The 16203-nt window shown below is 68.2% G+C and carries 15 protein-coding genes; 7 read left to right on the top strand and 8 right to left on the bottom strand.

Annotated features, from left to right (window positions below; translation table 11 throughout):
- Positions 1–75 precede the first annotated feature (75 nt).
- From KU887_RS23710 to KU887_RS23685, 6 genes are read left to right on the top strand one after another with little or no spacing between them, the layout of a single operon-like run.
- Positions 76–1461 carry an L-serine ammonia-lyase gene (locus KU887_RS23710; protein WP_258258445.1) on the top strand — a complete coding sequence of 462 codons (1386 nt, stop codon included), beginning with the start codon at positions 76–78 and terminating at the stop codon, positions 1459–1461.
- 14 nt (positions 1462–1475) lie between these two features.
- Entirely contained in the window at positions 1476–2720 is a 1245-nt protein-coding gene (locus KU887_RS23705; protein ID WP_006480591.1) for a sarcosine oxidase subunit beta family protein, read from the top strand.
- A 21-nt stretch (positions 2721–2741) separates the two neighbouring features.
- Complete coding sequence (locus tag KU887_RS23700; RefSeq protein WP_062884954.1) at positions 2742–3056, top strand: sarcosine oxidase subunit delta; 315 nt, start codon at positions 2742–2744, stop codon at positions 3054–3056.
- Entirely contained in the window at positions 3053–6064 is a 3012-nt protein-coding gene (locus KU887_RS23695) for a sarcosine oxidase subunit alpha family protein (RefSeq protein WP_060267281.1), read from the top strand. Before KU887_RS23700 ends, KU887_RS23695 begins: the two co-directional genes overlap by 4 nt.
- Entirely contained in the window at positions 6054–6686 is a 633-nt protein-coding gene (locus KU887_RS23690; protein WP_006489116.1) for a sarcosine oxidase subunit gamma, read from the top strand. The genes KU887_RS23695 and KU887_RS23690 overlap by 11 nt, the downstream gene beginning before the upstream one ends.
- Positions 6683–7123: a dihydroneopterin aldolase gene (locus KU887_RS23685; RefSeq protein WP_077056649.1), complete on the top strand. Its 441-nt coding sequence runs from the start codon at positions 6683–6685 to the stop codon at positions 7121–7123. Before KU887_RS23690 ends, KU887_RS23685 begins: the two co-directional genes overlap by 4 nt.
- A gap of 100 nt (positions 7124–7223) precedes the next feature.
- Here KU887_RS23685 and KU887_RS23680 read toward each other — a convergent pair whose 3' ends face one another.
- The 6 genes from KU887_RS23680 to KU887_RS23655 all read right to left on the bottom strand — a co-directional run bounded on the left by KU887_RS23680 (position 7224) and on the right by KU887_RS23655 (position 12425).
- The gene (locus KU887_RS23680; protein WP_077056648.1) at positions 7224–7910 is read right to left on the bottom strand and encodes a lytic transglycosylase domain-containing protein; all 687 of its coding nucleotides are present in this window, start codon (positions 7908–7910) and stop codon (positions 7224–7226) included.
- 274 nt (positions 7911–8184) lie between these two features.
- Entirely contained in the window at positions 8185–8580 is a 396-nt protein-coding gene (arr, locus tag KU887_RS23675) for an NAD(+)--rifampin ADP-ribosyltransferase (protein WP_006496829.1), read from the bottom strand.
- A 32-nt stretch (positions 8581–8612) separates the two neighbouring features.
- Positions 8613–9380, bottom strand: a complete 768-nt coding sequence (locus KU887_RS23670) for an ABC transporter permease (protein ID WP_006489111.1) — start codon at positions 9378–9380, stop codon at positions 8613–8615.
- Complete coding sequence (locus tag KU887_RS23665) at positions 9377–10330, bottom strand: ABC transporter ATP-binding protein (RefSeq protein WP_109342794.1); 954 nt, start codon at positions 10328–10330, stop codon at positions 9377–9379. The genes KU887_RS23670 and KU887_RS23665 overlap by 4 nt, the downstream gene beginning before the upstream one ends.
- Positions 10327–11505, bottom strand: coding sequence for an ABC transporter permease (locus KU887_RS23660; RefSeq protein ID WP_012493541.1), 1179 nt, complete (start codon positions 11503–11505; stop codon positions 10327–10329). Before KU887_RS23660 ends, KU887_RS23665 begins: the two co-directional genes overlap by 4 nt.
- A complete protein-coding gene (locus KU887_RS23655) occupies positions 11502–12425 on the bottom strand; it encodes an ABC transporter substrate-binding protein (RefSeq protein WP_006493662.1) in 924 nt (307 codons plus the stop codon). The genes KU887_RS23660 and KU887_RS23655 overlap by 4 nt, the downstream gene beginning before the upstream one ends.
- A gap of 167 nt (positions 12426–12592) precedes the next feature.
- On the opposite strand from KU887_RS23655, the gene KU887_RS23650 reads away from it, so the two are divergent.
- Positions 12593–13522 carry a 2-hydroxyacid dehydrogenase gene (locus KU887_RS23650; protein ID WP_258255591.1) on the top strand — a complete coding sequence of 310 codons (930 nt, stop codon included), beginning with the start codon at positions 12593–12595 and terminating at the stop codon, positions 13520–13522.
- Between the two features lie 21 nt (positions 13523–13543).
- On the opposite strand, the gene KU887_RS23645 is transcribed toward KU887_RS23650, so the two are convergent.
- Positions 13544–13912 carry an NUDIX domain-containing protein gene (locus KU887_RS23645; protein ID WP_006486124.1) on the bottom strand — a complete coding sequence of 123 codons (369 nt, stop codon included), beginning with the start codon at positions 13910–13912 and terminating at the stop codon, positions 13544–13546.
- A 132-nt stretch (positions 13913–14044) separates the two neighbouring features.
- Complete coding sequence (locus KU887_RS23640; protein ID WP_060211776.1) at positions 14045–16015, bottom strand: Xaa-Pro dipeptidyl-peptidase; 1971 nt, start codon at positions 16013–16015, stop codon at positions 14045–14047.
- Positions 16016–16203: the final 188 nt, after the last annotated feature.

The raw sequence follows: 16203 nt of genomic DNA, 5'->3' as shown, positions 1-16203 counted from the left end.
TTCTATCGGCCGATTTTACGCTTTGATGTACTGGGGCCCAACGACATTTCACGCATGCAACCCAAAGGAAGCCAGATGAACGTCAGCGCGTTCGACCTGTTCAAGATCGGCATCGGCCCGTCCAGTTCGCATACGGTCGGCCCGATGATCGCCGCGTGCCGCTTCGCGTCGCACGTCGAGGACGCGAACCTGCTCGGCTTCGTGCGCCGCGTGCGGGTCGAGCTGTACGGCTCGCTCGGTGCGACCGGCAAGGGCCACGGCACCGACAAGGCCGTGTTGCTCGGCCTCGAGGGCCACCTGCCCGACACGATCGATCCGGACCTGATCGAGCCGCGGCTCGCCGCGATCCGCGCGGAGAAGACGCTGTCGCTGCTCGGCAAGCAGACGGTGCGCTTCGACGAGAAGGAACACATCGGCTTCTATCGCAAGCTGATGAGCGGCACGAGCATCGTGCACCCGAACGGGATGCGCTTCCAGGCATTCGACGAACACGGCCAGTTGCTCGTCGAGAAGGAGTATTACTCGGTCGGCGGCGGCTTCGTCGTGAACCGCGACGGCGATCGCGTGAACGGCGTGCGGGCGGCGGTCGACGTGCCGTATCCGTTCCGCACCGGCGACGACCTGATGCGCCAGTGCCGCGAACACGGGCTGTCGATCGCCGAACTGATGCTGCGCAACGAATGCGCGCTGCGCCCCGCCGACGAAGTGCGCGCCGGGTTGCTCGCGATCTGGCGCACGATGGCCGCCTGCGTCGAGCGCGGCTGCAAGGTCGAGGGAGACCTGCCGGGCCCGATGCGCGTGAAGCGTCGCGCGGCCGAGTTGAATGGCCGCCTGCGCGCGCGTTCGGAAGAGTTGCTGCGCGATCCGCTGTCGATGCTCGACTGGGTCAACCTGTATGCGATGGCCGTGAACGAAGAGAACGCGGCCGGCGGCCGGGTCGTCACCGCGCCGACCAACGGCGCGGCCGGCGTGATCCCCGCGGTGCTGCACTACTACGTGAAGTTCGTCCCGGGCTCGAACGAAGCCGGCATCGTCGAATTCCTGCTGACGGCCGCGGCGATCGGGATCATCTACAAGGAAACCGCGTCGATCTCCGGCGCGGAAGTCGGCTGCCAGGGCGAAGTGGGCGTCGCGTGCTCGATGGCCGCCGCCGCGCTCGCCGCCGTGATGGGCGGCACGCCCGACCAGGTCGAGAACGCGGCCGAGATCGGCATGGAGCACAACCTCGGGATGACCTGCGACCCGGTCGGCGGGCTCGTGCAGATTCCGTGCATCGAGCGCAACGCGATGGGCGCGATCAAGGCGCTGAACGCGTCGCGCATGGCGCTCAAGGGCAACGGCCAGCACTACGTATCGCTCGATTCCGTGATCAAGACGATGCGCGAAACCGGCGCCGACATGAAGACGAAATACAAGGAAACGTCGCGCGGCGGCCTCGCCGTGAACGTCATCGAATGCTAACGAAGGATCCAAACATGAGCCGCTACTCGATATTCAGCCTGTTCCGCAACGGCCTCTCGTATCACGAGAACTGGGAGAAGCAGTGGAAGAGCCCGGAGCCGAAGAAGGAATACGACGTCGTGATCGTCGGCGGCGGCGGCCACGGCCTCGCGACCGCGTACTACCTCGCGAAGGAACACGGGATCACGAACGTCGCGATCCTCGAGAAGGGCTGGATCGGCGGCGGCAACACCGCGCGCAACACGACGATCGTGCGCTCGAACTATCTGTGGGACGAATCGGCCGCGCTGTACGAGAAGGCGATGAAGCTGTGGGAAGGGCTGTCGCAGGACCTGAACTACAACGTGATGTTCAGCCAGCGCGGCGTGATGAACCTCGCCCACACGCTGCAGGACGTGCGCGACACCGAGCGCCGCGTGAACGCGAACCGGCTGAACGGTGTCGATGCCGAATTCCTGACGCCCGCGCAGATCAAGGAAATCGAGCCGACCATCAACCTGAACAGCCGCTACCCGGTGCTCGGCGCATCGATCCAGCGCCGTGCGGGTGTCGCACGCCACGATGCGGTGGCCTGGGGCTTCGCACGCGGCGCGGACCGCGCCGGCGTGGACATCATCCAGAACTGCCAGGTCACGGGCATTCGCCGCGAAGGCGGCGCGGTGGTCGGCGTCGATACGGTGAAGGGCTTCATCAAGGCGAAGAAGGTCGCGGTGGTCGCCGCCGGCAACACGACGACGCTCGCCGACATGGCCGGCGTGCGTCTGCCGATCGAAAGCCATCCGCTGCAGGCGCTGGTGTCGGAGCCGATCAAGCCGGTCGTCAACTCGGTGATCATGTCGAACGCGGTGCACGCGTACATCAGCCAGTCCGACAAGGGCGACCTCGTGATCGGCGCGGGTATCGACCAGTACACGGGCTTCGGCCAGCGCGGCAGCTTCCACATCATCGAAAGCACGCTGCAGGCGATCGTCGAGATGTTCCCGGTGTTCTCGCGCGTGCGGATGAACCGCCAGTGGGGCGGCATCGTCGACGTGTCGCCGGACGCGTGCCCGATCATCACCAAGACCGACGTGAAGGGCCTCTATTTCAACTGCGGCTGGGGCACCGGCGGCTTCAAGGCGACGCCCGGCTCGGGCTGGGTGTTCGCGCACACGATCGCCCGCGACGAACCGCATCCGCTGAACGCACCGTTCGCGCTCGACCGCTTCTACACGGGCCATCTGATCGACGAGCACGGCGCCGCTGCCGTCGCGCACTAACCGCACTGAGGAGAAAGAAACATGTTGCTGATCGAATGTCCGTGGTGCGGGCCGCGCGCCGAATCCGAGTTCACGTGCGGCGGTGAAGCCGACATCGTGCGCCCGGTGGCGAACGAGACCATGACCGACCGCGAATGGGGCGAATACGTGTTCATGCGCGAGAACAAGCGCGGGCTCCACAAGGAGCAATGGCTGCACACGCAGGGCTGCCGCCGCTGGTTCAAGGTCACGCGCGACACGGTGACCTACGATATCAAGGGCTACGAAAAGTTCGGTGGAGCTGCCAACAGTAGCGCAGCTGCCGGCAACGCACACGAAGAGGGCACGAGCAAATGAGCCAGAAAGACCGCCTCGGCACCGGTGGCCGCATCAATCGCGCGATTCCGTTGACGTTCACGTTCAACGGCCGCACGTACCAGGGCTTCCAGGGCGACACGCTCGCGTCCGCGCTGCTCGCGAACGGCGTGCATTTCGTCGCGCGCAGTTTCAAGTACCACCGTCCGCGCGGGATCGTGACGGCGGACGTCGCGGAACCGAATGCCGTCGTGCAGCTCGAAACCGGCCCGTATACGGTGCCGAACGCGCGCGCGACCGAGATCGAGCTGTACCAGGGGCTCGTCGCGACCAGCGTGAACGCGGAGCCGACGCTCGAGAACGACAAGTACGCGATCAACCAGAAGTTCTCGCGCTTCATGCCGGCCGGGTTCTACTACAAGACCTTCATGTGGCCGCGCAACATGTGGCCGAAGTACGAAGAGAAGATCCGCGAAGCGGCTGGCCTCGGCAAGGCGCCCGAAGTGCTCGACGCCGATCGCTACGACAAATGCTACGCGCACTGCGACGTGCTCGTGGTCGGCGGTGGCCCGTCGGGCCTCGCCGCCGCGCATGCGGCCGCCACGGCCGGCGCGCGCGTGATTCTCGTCGACGACCAGCGCGAACTCGGCGGCAGCCTGCTGTCGTGCCGCGCGGAGATCGACGCGAAGCCCGCGCTGCAATGGGTCGAGAAGATCGAGGCCGAACTGCGCAAGCTGCCCGACGTGACGATCCTGTCGCGCAGCACCGCGTTCGGCTATCAGGACCACAACCTCGTGACGGTCACGCAACGCCTCACCGATCACCTGCCGGTGTCGATGCGCAAGGGTACGCGCGAATTGCTGTGGAAGGTCCGCGCGAAACGCGTGATCCTCGCGACCGGCGCGCACGAGCGGCCGATCGTGTTCGGCAACAACGACCTGCCGGGCGTGATGCTGGCGGGCGCGGTGTCGACCTACGTGCATCGCTTCGGCGTGCTGCCGGGCCGCAACGTGGTCGTGTTCACGAACAACGACCGCGCCTATCAGACCGCGCTCGACCTGAAGGCGTGCGGCGCGAAGGTGACGGTCGTCGATTCCCGCGCGTCGTCGAACGGCGCGCTGCCGGCCGCCGCGAAGCGGCAGGGCGTGACGGTGATGAGCGGCGCGGTCGTCACGGCCGCTTCGGGCAAGTGGCGCGTATCGTCGGTCGACGTCGCGTCCTACTCGAACGGCCAGACCGGCGGCAAGCTGCAGACGCTGCCGTGCGACCTCGTCGCGATGTCGGGCGGCTTCAGCCCGGTGCTGCACCTGTTCGCGCAATCGGGCGGCAAGGCGTGCTGGAACGACGAGAAGGCGTGCTTCCTGCCGGGCAAGCCCGTGCAGGCGGAGGCGAGCATCGGCGCGGCGGCCGGCGAATTCGGGCTCGCCCGTGCGCTGCGGCTCGCGGTGGATGCGGGCGTCGAAGCGGCGAAGGCCGCGGGCTTCACGGCCGCGCAGCGTCCGGCCGCACCGCAGGTCGCGGAAACCGTCGAAGGCGCGCTGCAGCCGTTGTGGCTCGTCGGCAGCCGCGAGGCGGCCGCGCGCGGGCCGAAGCAGTTCGTCGACTTCCAGAACGACGTTGCCGCCGCCGACATCCTGCTCGCCGCGCGCGAAGGCTTCGAATCGGTCGAGCACGTGAAGCGCTACACGGCGATGGGCTTCGGCACCGACCAGGGCAAGCTCGGCAACATCAACGGGATGGCGATCCTCGCGGGCGCGCTCGGCAAGACGATTCCGGAAACGGGCACGACGACGTTCCGCCCGAACTACACGCCCGTGTCGTTCGGCACGTTCGCGGGCCGCGAGACGGGCGACTTCCTCGACCCGATCCGCAAGACGGCCGTGCACGAATGGCACGTCGAGCACGGCGCGATGTTCGAGGACGTCGGCAACTGGAAGCGGCCGTGGTATTTCCCGAAGAACGGCGAGGATCTCCATGCGGCCGTGAAGCGCGAATGCCTCGCGGTGCGCAACGGCGTCGGCATTCTCGATGCGTCGACGCTCGGCAAGATCGACATCCAGGGCCCGGACGCGGTGAAGCTGCTGAACTGGATGTACACGAACCCGTGGAACAAGCTCGAGATCGGCAAGTGCCGCTACGGGCTGATGCTCGACGAAAACGGGATGGTGTTCGACGACGGCGTGACCGTGCGCCTCGCCGACCAGCATTTCATGATGACGACCACCACCGGCGGCGCGGCGCGCGTGCTGACGTGGCTCGAGCGCTGGCTGCAGACCGAATGGCCCGACATGAAGGTGCGGCTCGCGTCCGTCACCGATCACTGGGCGACGTTCGCGGTGGTCGGCCCGAAGAGCCGCAAGGTCGTGCAGAAGGTGTGCCAGGACATCGACTTCGGCAATGAGGCGTTCCCGTTCATGAGCTACCGCAACGGCACGGTTGCCGGCGCGAAGGCGCGCGTGATGCGGATCAGCTTCTCGGGCGAACTCGCCTACGAAGTGAACGTGCCGGCGAATGCGGGCCGCGCGGTGTGGGAAGCGCTGATGGCGGCCGGCGCCGAGTTCGACATCACGCCGTACGGCACGGAAACGATGCACGTGCTGCGCGCGGAGAAGGGCTACATCATCGTCGGCCAGGACACCGACGGCTCGATCACGCCGTACGACCTCGGGATGGGCGGGCTCGTCGCGAAGTCGAAGGACTTCCTCGGCAAGCGTTCGCTGTCGCGTTCGGATACCGCGAAGGAAGGCCGCAAGCAGTTCGTCGGCCTGCTGACCGAAGACGAACAGTTCGTGCTGCCGGAAGGCGCGCAGATCGTCGCGAAGGACACGCAGGTGTCGGCGGTCGATCCGACGCCGATGATCGGCCACGTGACGTCCAGCTACTACAGCCCGATCCTGAAGCGCTCGATCGCGCTCGCGGTGGTGAGGGGCGGCCTGAACAAGATGGGCGAGAGCGTCGTGATTCCGCTGGCCAATGGCAAGCGCATCACCGCGAAGATTTCGAGCCCGGTTTTCTACGATACCGAAGGGGTGCGTCAGCATGTGGAATGAAACGAGAAACCAGACGCAGGTGGCGGGTGCGGGCGGCGTGACGCTTGAATCGCCGTTCGTCGGCGCGGCCGACGTGCTGAAGGCGCACCAGGCGCGCGCATCGAAGAAGTTCACGCTGCGCGAGCGGCCGTTCCTCGATCTCGTCAACGTGCGCGGCGAGTTGAACGATCCGGCATTCGTCGCCGCGTTCGAGCGCGTGGTCGGCTGCCGGCCGCCCGCGCAGCCGAACACGGTGGCGCGCGGCGCCGAGTACGACGTGCTGTGGCTCGGCCCCGACGAATGGCTCGTGCGGTCGAACGGGCCGGTTCAGGCCGGCGTGCTCGAGGCGAAGCTGGCGGAGGCCGTGCAGGGCTCGTACGCGGCGGCCGTCGACGTCGGCAGCGGCTATACGGTCGTCGAGATCAGCGGCGAACGCGTGCGCGACGTGATCGCGCGCGGCTGCCCGCTCGACCTGCATCCGCGCGTGTTCAAGCCGGGCCAGTGCGCGCAGTCGCACTACTTCAAGTCGCCGATCACGCTGATCCCGACCGGCGACGACACGTTCGAGATCGTCCTGCGTCGCAGCTTCGCCGACTATTTCGTGCGCATCATGCTCGACGCCGCGGCGCCGCTCGTCTCATGAAGCCGTTCGACGAACCGTTCGTGGCGATCGACGCGCCGCGCCTGCGCGGGCGCGGCTGGAGCGTGTTCGTCGACGAACTGAAGGTGCCCGCGCGGATCGGCATTCACGCGCACGAGCACGAGGCGCCGCAGCCGATCGTGATCGATGCGCGGCTCGGGTATCGCTGCGAGCCGAGCGAGCAGGGCGAGTGGATCGATTACGACGGGTACTGCGCGCGCGTTGCGTCGTTCCTGTCGCACAAGCCGCATACGCGGCTGCTGGAGACGCTCGTCGCGGATGTCGCGGTGCTGTCGTTCCGCGAATGGCCGGCGCTGGAATCGCTGACGCTGTCGATGTACAAGCCGAAGATCCGGCCGGGGACGAAGCGCGTCGGCGTGTCGCTCGACTGGACGCGCGGCGATTACCTGCGGTGGACGGGGACGGCGGGGCAGCTTTGATCAGAGGGGGCCGGATCAAGGCACGAGGGAGGTGATCCGGCGATTCCATGGGGCGGCGGCGCGAATGCGCCGCCGCACTCGTTTACGTTCCTGCATGCACTTACTTCGCGTTGCGGTTCGCGGCGGGCGCCGCTGACGGATCGCTGACCGGCACCATGTGTGCCTTCGCGTTGTTCGCATCGCTCCCGGTATTCGCGCTTTTCGCATCGTCCTCGGGTTCGAGCACGAACCGGAACGCATCGACGCGCTGCATCACTTTCGCCGCATACGCACTCGATCCGCCGCTGTAGCTCTTCAACCCGGCCTGCACGTTGCCGCCGGCCGCCTTCACGTAGCCCGACAGAATGCGCGAGCCGACCTCGACGTTCGCATTCGGCTCGGTGAGATCCTTCACGTTGCGCAGCATGCCGCGGTGCGCGGACGGTACGACTTGCATCAACCCGGTCGCGCCATGCTGGCCGCGTGCCTTTTCCTGGAAGCGCGATTCGATCGAAATAATCGCGTAAACGAGTGCCGGCGGCAGCGAATATTTCGTCGCAGTGACGCTCACGATATCGGCGAGCTTCGCGGCGCGTTCCTTCGCGACGCCGAATTTCTTCGTCAGGTAGGACGTGATGCGGCGGTTTGCTTCGTTAGGCTGATCGTTGGCGAGCGGTGCGGATGCGTCGCCTGGCGCGGATGCGGCTGCTTCGGGCGCAGAGGCAGGCAAGGCGGGCGCCTGCTGCGCCGCGGCGTGCTGCGCAATGCCGAGCGAAAGCACGATCAGCCAGAAGAACCGTCGTCGCATGGTCGAGTGCGGGGAAATGGGAGGCGCATAGTATATCGACCAATCGCGGCCGGTGGTCGAGGGCCGGTTCGAGTGAAAGCGACGTGTAGGCTTGTCACGTTCGCGATGATCGACGTGCCGATCGTTGCACGGACACGCATCGGAGTCCGGATGAACCGGGCGCTTCCGTCCTTTCCTGCGATTCGCCCCGCGGTATCGCGGCAATGTCGTCGGCTTCCGTGTCCCATGCCGGCGGCAGTTCGGGCCCGATTTGCGAATCGGCGCGAACGAAACGCTAGTTGATGATCTCGCCCATACCGGTTTCGATGCGGGCTCTGAGCTGCTGGATGAACTCGGGATCGTACGGTTCCCAGCGATCGAGTTCGCCGACGATCTTCAAAGGCGACGTGCTTCGATACGAGCGCGTCGGATTGCCGGGGAATTTCTTGTCCGTGACGTTCGGGTCGTTTTCGAATTCGCCGGTGGGCTCGACGATATAGACCCGCGGCCGGCCGTCGCCCTTGGCCATTTCCGCGGCCAGGCCGGCGCCTTTGGGCAGGGCCGTGAAATAAATGTGATTCATCACGACGTCGTCCCGATAATTCGATCGGAAGCCTGCCGTCAGCAAGTCGCCGATCCGCAAATCCGCTTTCGTGCCATGAAAAAACGGGCCGGTGTCGAGGACGGACATGGTTGCTCCTTCGGAAAATTGCGCAACGGCTGCTAGGCGCGCCGCGCGCTCGCTACCCGCGCAATCGCGCCGATCGCATCGCTGACGAGCACCGCAAGCAAGCCGACGATCACGCCGCCTTGCAGCACGAACGCGGTGTTCGATGTCTGCAGGCCCGCGATGATCACGTCGCCGAGCCCGCGCGCGGCGACCGTCGAGCCGATCGTCGCGGTGCCGAGATTGATCACGACCGCGAGGCGGATGCCGTTGACGATCACCGGGAACGCGAGCGGCAGCTCGACGGACACCAGTTGCTGCCACCCGCTCATCCCCATCCCGCGTGCGGCGTCGACGACGTCGCGCGGCACGTCCTCGAGCCCCGCGATCGTGCTTTCGAAAACCGGCAGGAGCCCGTACAACACGAGCGCGATCAGCACGGGTTTCAATCCGAAGCCGACTGCCGGCACCGCGAGCGCGAGCACGGCGACCGGCGGGAAGGTCTGGCCGATATCGACGACGCTGCGCGCGACCGGCAGGAAATCGGCGCCGAACGGACGCGTGACCGCGATGCCCGCCGAGACCGCGACGATCGTGCCGATCAGGCTCGACAGCGCGACCGTGCCGAGATGCGCGAGCGTGAGATCGAGCAGGCTCGCGCGATCGTAGATCACCGGCGCGCCGTTGTCCGCGAACGGCGCGAACAGGCCCTGCAGCCAGGCCGGGCGCAACAACAGCACGAGCAGCAGCGCGAGCGCGGCCGCGCGGGCGACGTACGCGGGAAGCGACGGCCGCTTGGGCCCCACGCTGCTGCGCGTCGTCATGCGGGCTGCCTCGCGTGCGAGCGGATCGCGTCGAGCGTGATGCGACGGGGGCCGTGTGCGTGGTGGTCGCCGGCGGCGGTATCGTCGACGGGCAGCGCGTCGACACCGCGCCACAACAATTCGGACACCGCATCGCGCAGTGTGCGCGTCGCGGCGATCGGTTCGCCGTCGGCGTGGCCGGCTTCGGCCACGGCGTCGATCGGCGTGAGCGCGAGCAGGCGCAGCGGCCGGTCGACGCCCGCGACGAGCTGTTCGACCACCCCCGCTGCCGGCCGGCCGAGAATCTCGGCGGGCGACGCGACCTGCAGCAGCCGGCCGCCGTCCATCACCGCGATCGTGTCGCCGAGCTTCAGCGCTTCCTCGATATCGTGCGTGACGATCACGACGGTGATGCCGAGGCGGCGCTGCAGCGCGAACAGGTCGTCCTGCGCCTTGCTGCGGATGATCGGATCCAGCGCGCCGAACGGTTCGTCCATCAGCAGCATCGCGGGCTCGGCGGCGAGGGCGCGCGCCACGCCGACGCGCTGCTGCTGGCCGCCCGACAGTTCGTGCGGCAGCTTGCCGGCGAATTCGGCCGGCGCGAGGTGGAACAGGTCGAGCAGTTCGTTCACGCGCGCGGCGATGCGCTCGGCCGGCCAGCCGAGCAGGCGCGGCACGGTCGCGATGTTGCGCGCGACGCTCCAGTGCGGAAACAGCCCGTGCCCCTGGATCGCATAGCCGATGCCGCGGCGAAGTTGCTCGGGTGCGACCGTCGCGGTATCGACGCCGTCGATGCTGATCGTGCCGCTGGTCGGCGCGATCAGCCGGTTGATCATGCGCAGCAGCGTCGACTTGCCGCTGCCCGATGCGCCGACGAGCGCGGTGATCGTGCCGCGCTGCATCGTCAGCGATACGTCGTCGACGGCGACCACGTCGCCGAAGCGTTTGCCGACTCGTTCGATCTCGATCATCCTGCACGTCCCTTCGCGAGCGACGTCGCGGCTTCGAACACGACGGCGGCCGCCAGTGCGAGCGCGATCGTCGGGATCGCGCCGAGCAGCACGAGATCGGCGGCCGATTGACCGATCCCCTGGAAGATGAAGGTGCCGAATCCGCCGCCGCCGATCAGCGCGGCAACCGCGGTCAGCCCGATGTTCTGCACGAGCACGATGCGCACGCCGCTCAGGATCACCGGTAGCGCGAGCACGAGGTCGACGCGCAGCAGCCGCTGCACGCGCGTCATGCCCATCGCGCGGGCCGCTTCGGTCACGTGCGGCGGCACCTGTTCGAGCCCGACCACGACGCTCGACGCGATCGGCAGCAGCGAGTAGAGGAACAACGCGAGCACGGCCGGCGCGACGCCGATCCCGCGGATGCCGAGCGCGGCCGCGAGCGGCACGTGCGCGGCGAGCAGGCCGAGCGGCGCCATCATCAGCCCGTACATCGCGATGCTGGGGATCGTCTGCACGATATTGAGCACCGGCATCGCGACGGTGCGCACCGCCGCGATGCGCGCACAGGCGATGCCGAGCGGCACGCCGGCCACGAGCGCGGCGGCGACCGAGCCACCCGCGAGCGACACGTGACGAATCGCTTCGCGCCAGAAATCGTCGCTGCGCACCGCGTATTCGCGCATCACGGAGAGGCCGTCCCACCAGCCGCTCGCGAGCGGCACGGCAACCGCCGCGATCGCGACGGCGAGCGCGGCGAGACGCCGCCACGGGCCGAACGCGAGGCGCGCGAGCGCGTCGGCGATGAGCACGGCCCACGCGAACAGCAGCAACCAGACGCCGGCGTCGGGCGACACGCGGGCCAGCATGTCGTCGGGCGCGACGACGTGCGTCGCGGCCGCGCCGACCGCATATGCGAGCGTCGCGAGCCCCGCGCAGCCGGCGGCGAGCCGCCACGCGGGGCGGCTCGCCGTCATCGCCCACAGCGCGCCGACGGTCCACAGCGCGGCCAGCGCGGCGCCCTGCATCGCCGGCAGCGCGGCGAACACCGACAGCCCGGTGCCGGCCGCGATCCGGTTCGGCCGCAGCACCGCGAACGACAGGCCGAACACGGCGACGATCGTCAGGATGCCGATCAGGATGCCGACCTTGTCGAGCGTGACGCGCCGCGCGGACGCGGCCGCGCGCTCCGTCATTTCACGAAACCCTTCGCTTTCAGGTAGCTTTTCGCGACGCCGGCCGCCGGCTCGCCGTTGAGCTGGATGCGGGCGTTCAGCGATTGCAGCGTCTTCAGGTCGAGGCTCGCGAACACGGGCTTGAGCAAGTCGGCAATCTGCGGATGCGCTTTCAGCGCGGCTTCGCGGATCACCGGCGCCGGCGCGTAGACGGGCTGCACGTGCTTGTCGTCGTCGAGCACCGCGAGGCCGCTCGATGCGATGCCGCCGTCGGTGCCGTAGACCATCGCGGCGTTCACGCCGTCGGTCTGGTTCGCGGCGGCCTTGATCGTCGCGGCCGTGTCGCCGCCGGACAGCACGACGAGCTGCTCGGGCTTCAGCTTGAAGCCGTACGCTTTCTCGAACGACGGCAGCGCCGATGCGCTGTTCACGAATTCGGCCGAGGCCGCGAGCTTCACCTTGCCGCCGCCGGCCACCCACTTGCCGAAGTCGGAGAAGGTCTTCAGGTGCTGCGACTGAGCGACGGGCGCAAGCAGCGCGACGCCCCACGTGTTGTTCGCGGGCGCCGGGGCGAGCCACACGAGATGGTTCGCCGCGTAGTCGAGTTTTTTCGCGGTGTCGTAGCCCTGGCTCGCGTTCTTCCACACCGGGTCGTCGGCCTTGTTGAAGAAGAACGCGGCGTTGCCCGTGTATTCGGGGTAGACGTCGATCTCGCCGCTCGTGAGCGCCTTGCGCACGATCGGCGTCGTGCCGAGCGCGATCTTTTCGGTGACGGGAATGCCGTGGGCCTTCAGCACCTGCGAAATGAGGTTGCCGAGCAGGTTGCCTTCGGTGTCGATTTTCGACGACACCACGACGGGCGTGTCGGCGTGCGCGCCGGGCGCCACGATGGCGGCGGCGAACGCGAGGCCCAGGATCCGGGCGGGCAGGGCGAGCTTCATCGGGGCCAATCTCCAGGACGGGGGCGTACGCCGAAAGTTACTTGACTGAGCGGGCTTTGGCAAACCGCGTGCGGCGGCGTGTCCACAGCCGGTGTGGGGATAACCCGCATCCGTCATGCGGGCTTGTTACACTGAAATTCGTTCCCCGCCTGCGGACATTTGCTGACATGAAGCCCGAGCTGCTGGTCCTCATCGCGCTGCGCGGCGACGCGCATCGCGAGATCGCCGCGTCGTTCGACGTGCGTTATGCCCCGACGCCCGATACGCGCGAACGCGCGATCGCCGAACACGGCAGCACGATTCGCGCGGTGCTGACCAACGGCAGCACCGGGCTGACCGCCGCCGAGATCGACCGGCTGCCGCAACTCACGTTCGTCAGCGCGCTCGGCGCGGGCTACGAGCACATCGACGTCGCGCATGCGAAGGCGCGCGGCATTGTCGTGGTCACGGGCGCCGGCACCAACGACGATTGCGTCGCCGATCACGCGTTCGCGCTGCTGCTCGCGGCGGTGCGCAACGTCGTGCAGCTCGATGCGAAGACCCGCGCGGGCGTGTGGCGCGACGGGCTGTCGATGCCGCCGAACGTGTCGGGCAAGAAGCTCGGCATCGTCGGGCTCGGCAAGATCGGCGAGAAATGCGCGCGCCGCGCGGCCGGCTTCGACATCGAGATCGGTTATCACAACCGGTCGGAGAAGCCCGTGCCGTATCGCTATTTCGACCGGGTCGACGCGCTCGCGCAGTGGGCCGATTTCCTGATCGTCGCGACGCCGGGCGGCGTGGGCACGCGGCATCTGATCGATCGCACCGTGCTCGACGCGCTCGGCCCCGGCGGCTTTCTCGTCAACGTGTCGCGCGGCAGTGTTGTCGATACCGCTGCTTTGGCGGACGCGCTGCGCGAACGGCGCATCGCGGGCGCGGGGCTCGACGTGTACGAGGGCGAACCGGAGCCGCCGCGTGCGCTGACGGATCTCGACAGCGTCGTGCTCACGCCGCACATGGGCGGCTGGTCGCCCGAGGCGCTCGATCGTTCGGTGCGGCAGTTTCTCGACAACGCGGCGCGGCATTTCGCGGGGCAGCCGGTGTTGACGCCGGTGTGAGCGCCGCGTGGCGGCGTCGAATCAGTCCGCCTGCTTGCAGAATGTCCAGTAGAAATCCGGCAGGTTCGCCGGCTTGTCGGCATCGAGATCGATCCAGCCGAACTGGTGGTGCTCGTCGCTCAGCACGATGTCATGGCGATCGACCTCGCACTGGAAGCACACGATCAGTACGCGCTTGCCCGGCACGACCTCGCACGAGCGGCTGCCCACGTAGCGGATCGCCGACGCGACGATTCCGCATTCTTCCTCCACTTCGCGGGTGACCGCGTCTTCGAGCGATTCGCCCGCTTCGGGCCAGCCGCCCGGCAGCTCCCACTCGTCGCGGGGATTGCGCAGGAACAGGACGGAACGGCCATTGCGGACGATGGCTTTGGCGCTGAGAGGAATCATGGGGGCTCACCGTAGGCATTCGATTGCCGCAGCCTAGCGCAGGTGTTCCCTTCTTGCAGCGATGCCCCCGCCCGCATCGACGCGGATGCGGGCGGGGGAGACGGCAGCGTCAGGCTGCCAGCCGGCGCACGGCTACGCGCCCGTCGATGATGACGCGAGCGGCACCGTCACCGACGTGCCGGCCGGATCGAGCGTCAGGCCCGTGCCGGGCGTCGGTCGCAGCGTCGCCTCGTAGTCGCTGGAGAGGACGACGAGCCCCAGCCGGTGGCCGGCTTCCAGCCGGTAGTCGCGCGGCATGAAGGTCAGCTTCAGGTCGTACGGCATGCCGGGCAGCACCGGTTGCGACACCCACTCGGACAGCCGGTTGCGCGGGTCGGTCCATGCGCGCGTGACGATCGTCGCCGTGCCGTCCGGCGCGCGGTCGACCAGCAGCGCCGTCACGTTCGCGACGCCCGTGAAGGTCAGCCTGACGTGCGCGGTCGCGGTGCCGGAGATGCGCGTGGCGGCTGTCAGCGGGGCCGTCTCGAAGCGGCTGCGGTTTTCGCCGGTCGGCGTGTTCGCCAGCGTGAGCGCGGGAATGCGCGCATCGTCGGTGAAGCGCGCGAGCGGGCCGCCGCTCGGCAGCCGCAGCAGCGTGCCGGTACCGGCGCCGTCGCCGCCCGCGAAGTACGTAACCGGCGTGGCGCGCCGCGCGGCCCAGTCGGCTTCCTTCAGCAGCGTGCCGTCCGCCTGCGCGATCACCGCGCGCGGATCCTGCTCGACGCCGTTGTCATAGCCGATCAGGTAGCGCGTGAACCAGCGGTTCACCTCCGCGGTCCACGCGTCGGCCATGCCCGGCACGCGGGTCGGATCGGTGTGCTTCAGGCGATGCAGCCACAGCTGGGTCGGCACGCCCTGGCGTCGCATCGCCAGATACCACGACGTCGACTGGTCGACGCGCACGTTGTCGTCGGTGAGGCCCTGCGCGACGAGCGCCGGCGCGACCGCGAACCCGGTCGGGATGTCGCGTGCGGCCCAGAACGGCGAATAGTCGCCGGTCTTGCGGTCTTCCTGCTGCAGTGCTTCGTCGATCAGGTGCGTGCAGCGCTCCGGATGCGCGTTGGTCAGCAGCGCCTTGATGTAGACGTCGACGTCCTCGCCCTGATAGCCTTCCGGCGCGCGCACGAGGCCGCCCGAGCGGTAGTAGCCGTACATGTTCGACAGCCCGGCGATCGGCACGATCGCGTCGAGCCCGCGCGTGCGCAGGCTGGCGACCATCTTCGGCAGCGTGCCGTCGTACGACACGCCGTACATGCCGACGTGGCCGGTCGACCAGTTCGCGACGACCGTCTTGCCGTTCGCGTCCTTCGCGGTCGCATCGCGGCCGAGCCAGCGGATCACCGACGCCATCGCGACCGATTCGTCGCGCGTCAGGATCGTCGGGCAGCCGTCCGAGCCGGCGGTGCCGAGCGAATCCGCATAGACGATCGTGAAGCCGCGCGGCACGAAATAGCTTTCGATCCACGAGCGGCCGGCGGCAGCCGCCTCGACCTGCTGCAGCATCCGCGATTGCGGCGCCGCGGCCAGGATGCGGGCGGACGCCGATGCGGGCGCGCCGGCGGTCGCGACTGGATGCGGCGTGCCGTCGAGTTCGACGTCGACGTCGTGATTGGGGCTGTCGGCGAGCCCGGCGTAATACGGGCTCGCGAGCACGATGACGGGCGTGCGCGCGCCGTTCGCGGTTTCGGATGGCCGCACGATGCGTACGTGGATGCGGTCGCGCGTGCCGTCGCCGTCGGAATCGACCGGCGTGTCGACCCACGCGTTTTCCTCGATCGTGCCGCCCGACAGCGACGGCTGCACCTGGCCGTTGCTGATCACCGGCTTGTAGCGTCCGCCGCTCGCCGGATTCGCGTACGGCACGCCGGACGGCGAAAAGCGCGACGCGAGCGATGGCGTATTGGCCGTGTCGGCCGCGGCGGAGGCCCCCTCCTGTTGGCCCTGCGCGAGCGCTGACACGCCCGCCACGCTGCCGCCGTCGTCGCCGCCGCACGCGGCGAGCGTCGCGGCCGCCACGAGCGCGGGCAGCCATGCGCACCGCACTCCGGTTCGATGAATGTTCATTGAATCGACCTCGTCTCTTGTGTTTGTCTGGAACCGGCTGGCTCGCGATACGCCCCCTGCGGCCTGGCCGGGTGCTGCGTCGGATGAAGCGGAACTGCACCATCAAAAAACGGCGGGCGAGATGGATCAGCGTCTCGCCCGGTGCCGGCGCGCGTCAGGCGGCGCGCATCCGGCCGGCGTCGAGGCGA

This window comes from Burkholderia sp. EMB26 (genome assembly GCF_024730645.1).
Taxonomy (GTDB): domain Bacteria; phylum Pseudomonadota; class Gammaproteobacteria; order Burkholderiales; family Burkholderiaceae; genus Burkholderia; species Burkholderia cenocepacia.
This window is presented reverse-complemented; position numbering and strand designations above follow the sequence as displayed.

Coding starts and splice junctions, on each gene's coding strand:
- KU887_RS23710 (WP_258258445.1), top strand. CDS start 76: ATGAACGTCAGCGCGTTCGACCTGTTCAAGATCGGCATCGGCCCGTCC.
- KU887_RS23705 (WP_006480591.1), top strand. CDS start 1,476: ATGAGCCGCTACTCGATATTCAGCCTGTTCCGCAACGGCCTCTCGTAT.
- KU887_RS23700 (WP_062884954.1), top strand. CDS start 2,742: ATGTTGCTGATCGAATGTCCGTGGTGCGGGCCGCGCGCCGAATCCGAG.
- KU887_RS23695 (WP_060267281.1), top strand. CDS start 3,053: ATGAGCCAGAAAGACCGCCTCGGCACCGGTGGCCGCATCAATCGCGCG.
- KU887_RS23690 (WP_006489116.1), top strand. CDS start 6,054: ATGTGGAATGAAACGAGAAACCAGACGCAGGTGGCGGGTGCGGGCGGC.
- KU887_RS23685 (WP_077056649.1), top strand. CDS start 6,683: ATGAAGCCGTTCGACGAACCGTTCGTGGCGATCGACGCGCCGCGCCTG.
- KU887_RS23680 (WP_077056648.1), bottom strand. CDS start 7,910: ATGCGACGACGGTTCTTCTGGCTGATCGTGCTTTCGCTCGGCATTGCG.
- arr (WP_006496829.1), bottom strand. CDS start 8,580: ATGTCCGTCCTCGACACCGGCCCGTTTTTTCATGGCACGAAAGCGGAT.
- KU887_RS23670 (WP_006489111.1), bottom strand. CDS start 9,380: ATGACGACGCGCAGCAGCGTGGGGCCCAAGCGGCCGTCGCTTCCCGCG.
- KU887_RS23665 (WP_109342794.1), bottom strand. CDS start 10,330: ATGATCGAGATCGAACGAGTCGGCAAACGCTTCGGCGACGTGGTCGCC.
- KU887_RS23660 (WP_012493541.1), bottom strand. CDS start 11,505: ATGACGGAGCGCGCGGCCGCGTCCGCGCGGCGCGTCACGCTCGACAAG.
- KU887_RS23655 (WP_006493662.1), bottom strand. CDS start 12,425: ATGAAGCTCGCCCTGCCCGCCCGGATCCTGGGCCTCGCGTTCGCCGCC.
- KU887_RS23650 (WP_258255591.1), top strand. CDS start 12,593: ATGAAGCCCGAGCTGCTGGTCCTCATCGCGCTGCGCGGCGACGCGCAT.
- KU887_RS23645 (WP_006486124.1), bottom strand. CDS start 13,912: ATGATTCCTCTCAGCGCCAAAGCCATCGTCCGCAATGGCCGTTCCGTC.
- KU887_RS23640 (WP_060211776.1), bottom strand. CDS start 16,015: ATGAACATTCATCGAACCGGAGTGCGGTGCGCATGGCTGCCCGCGCTC.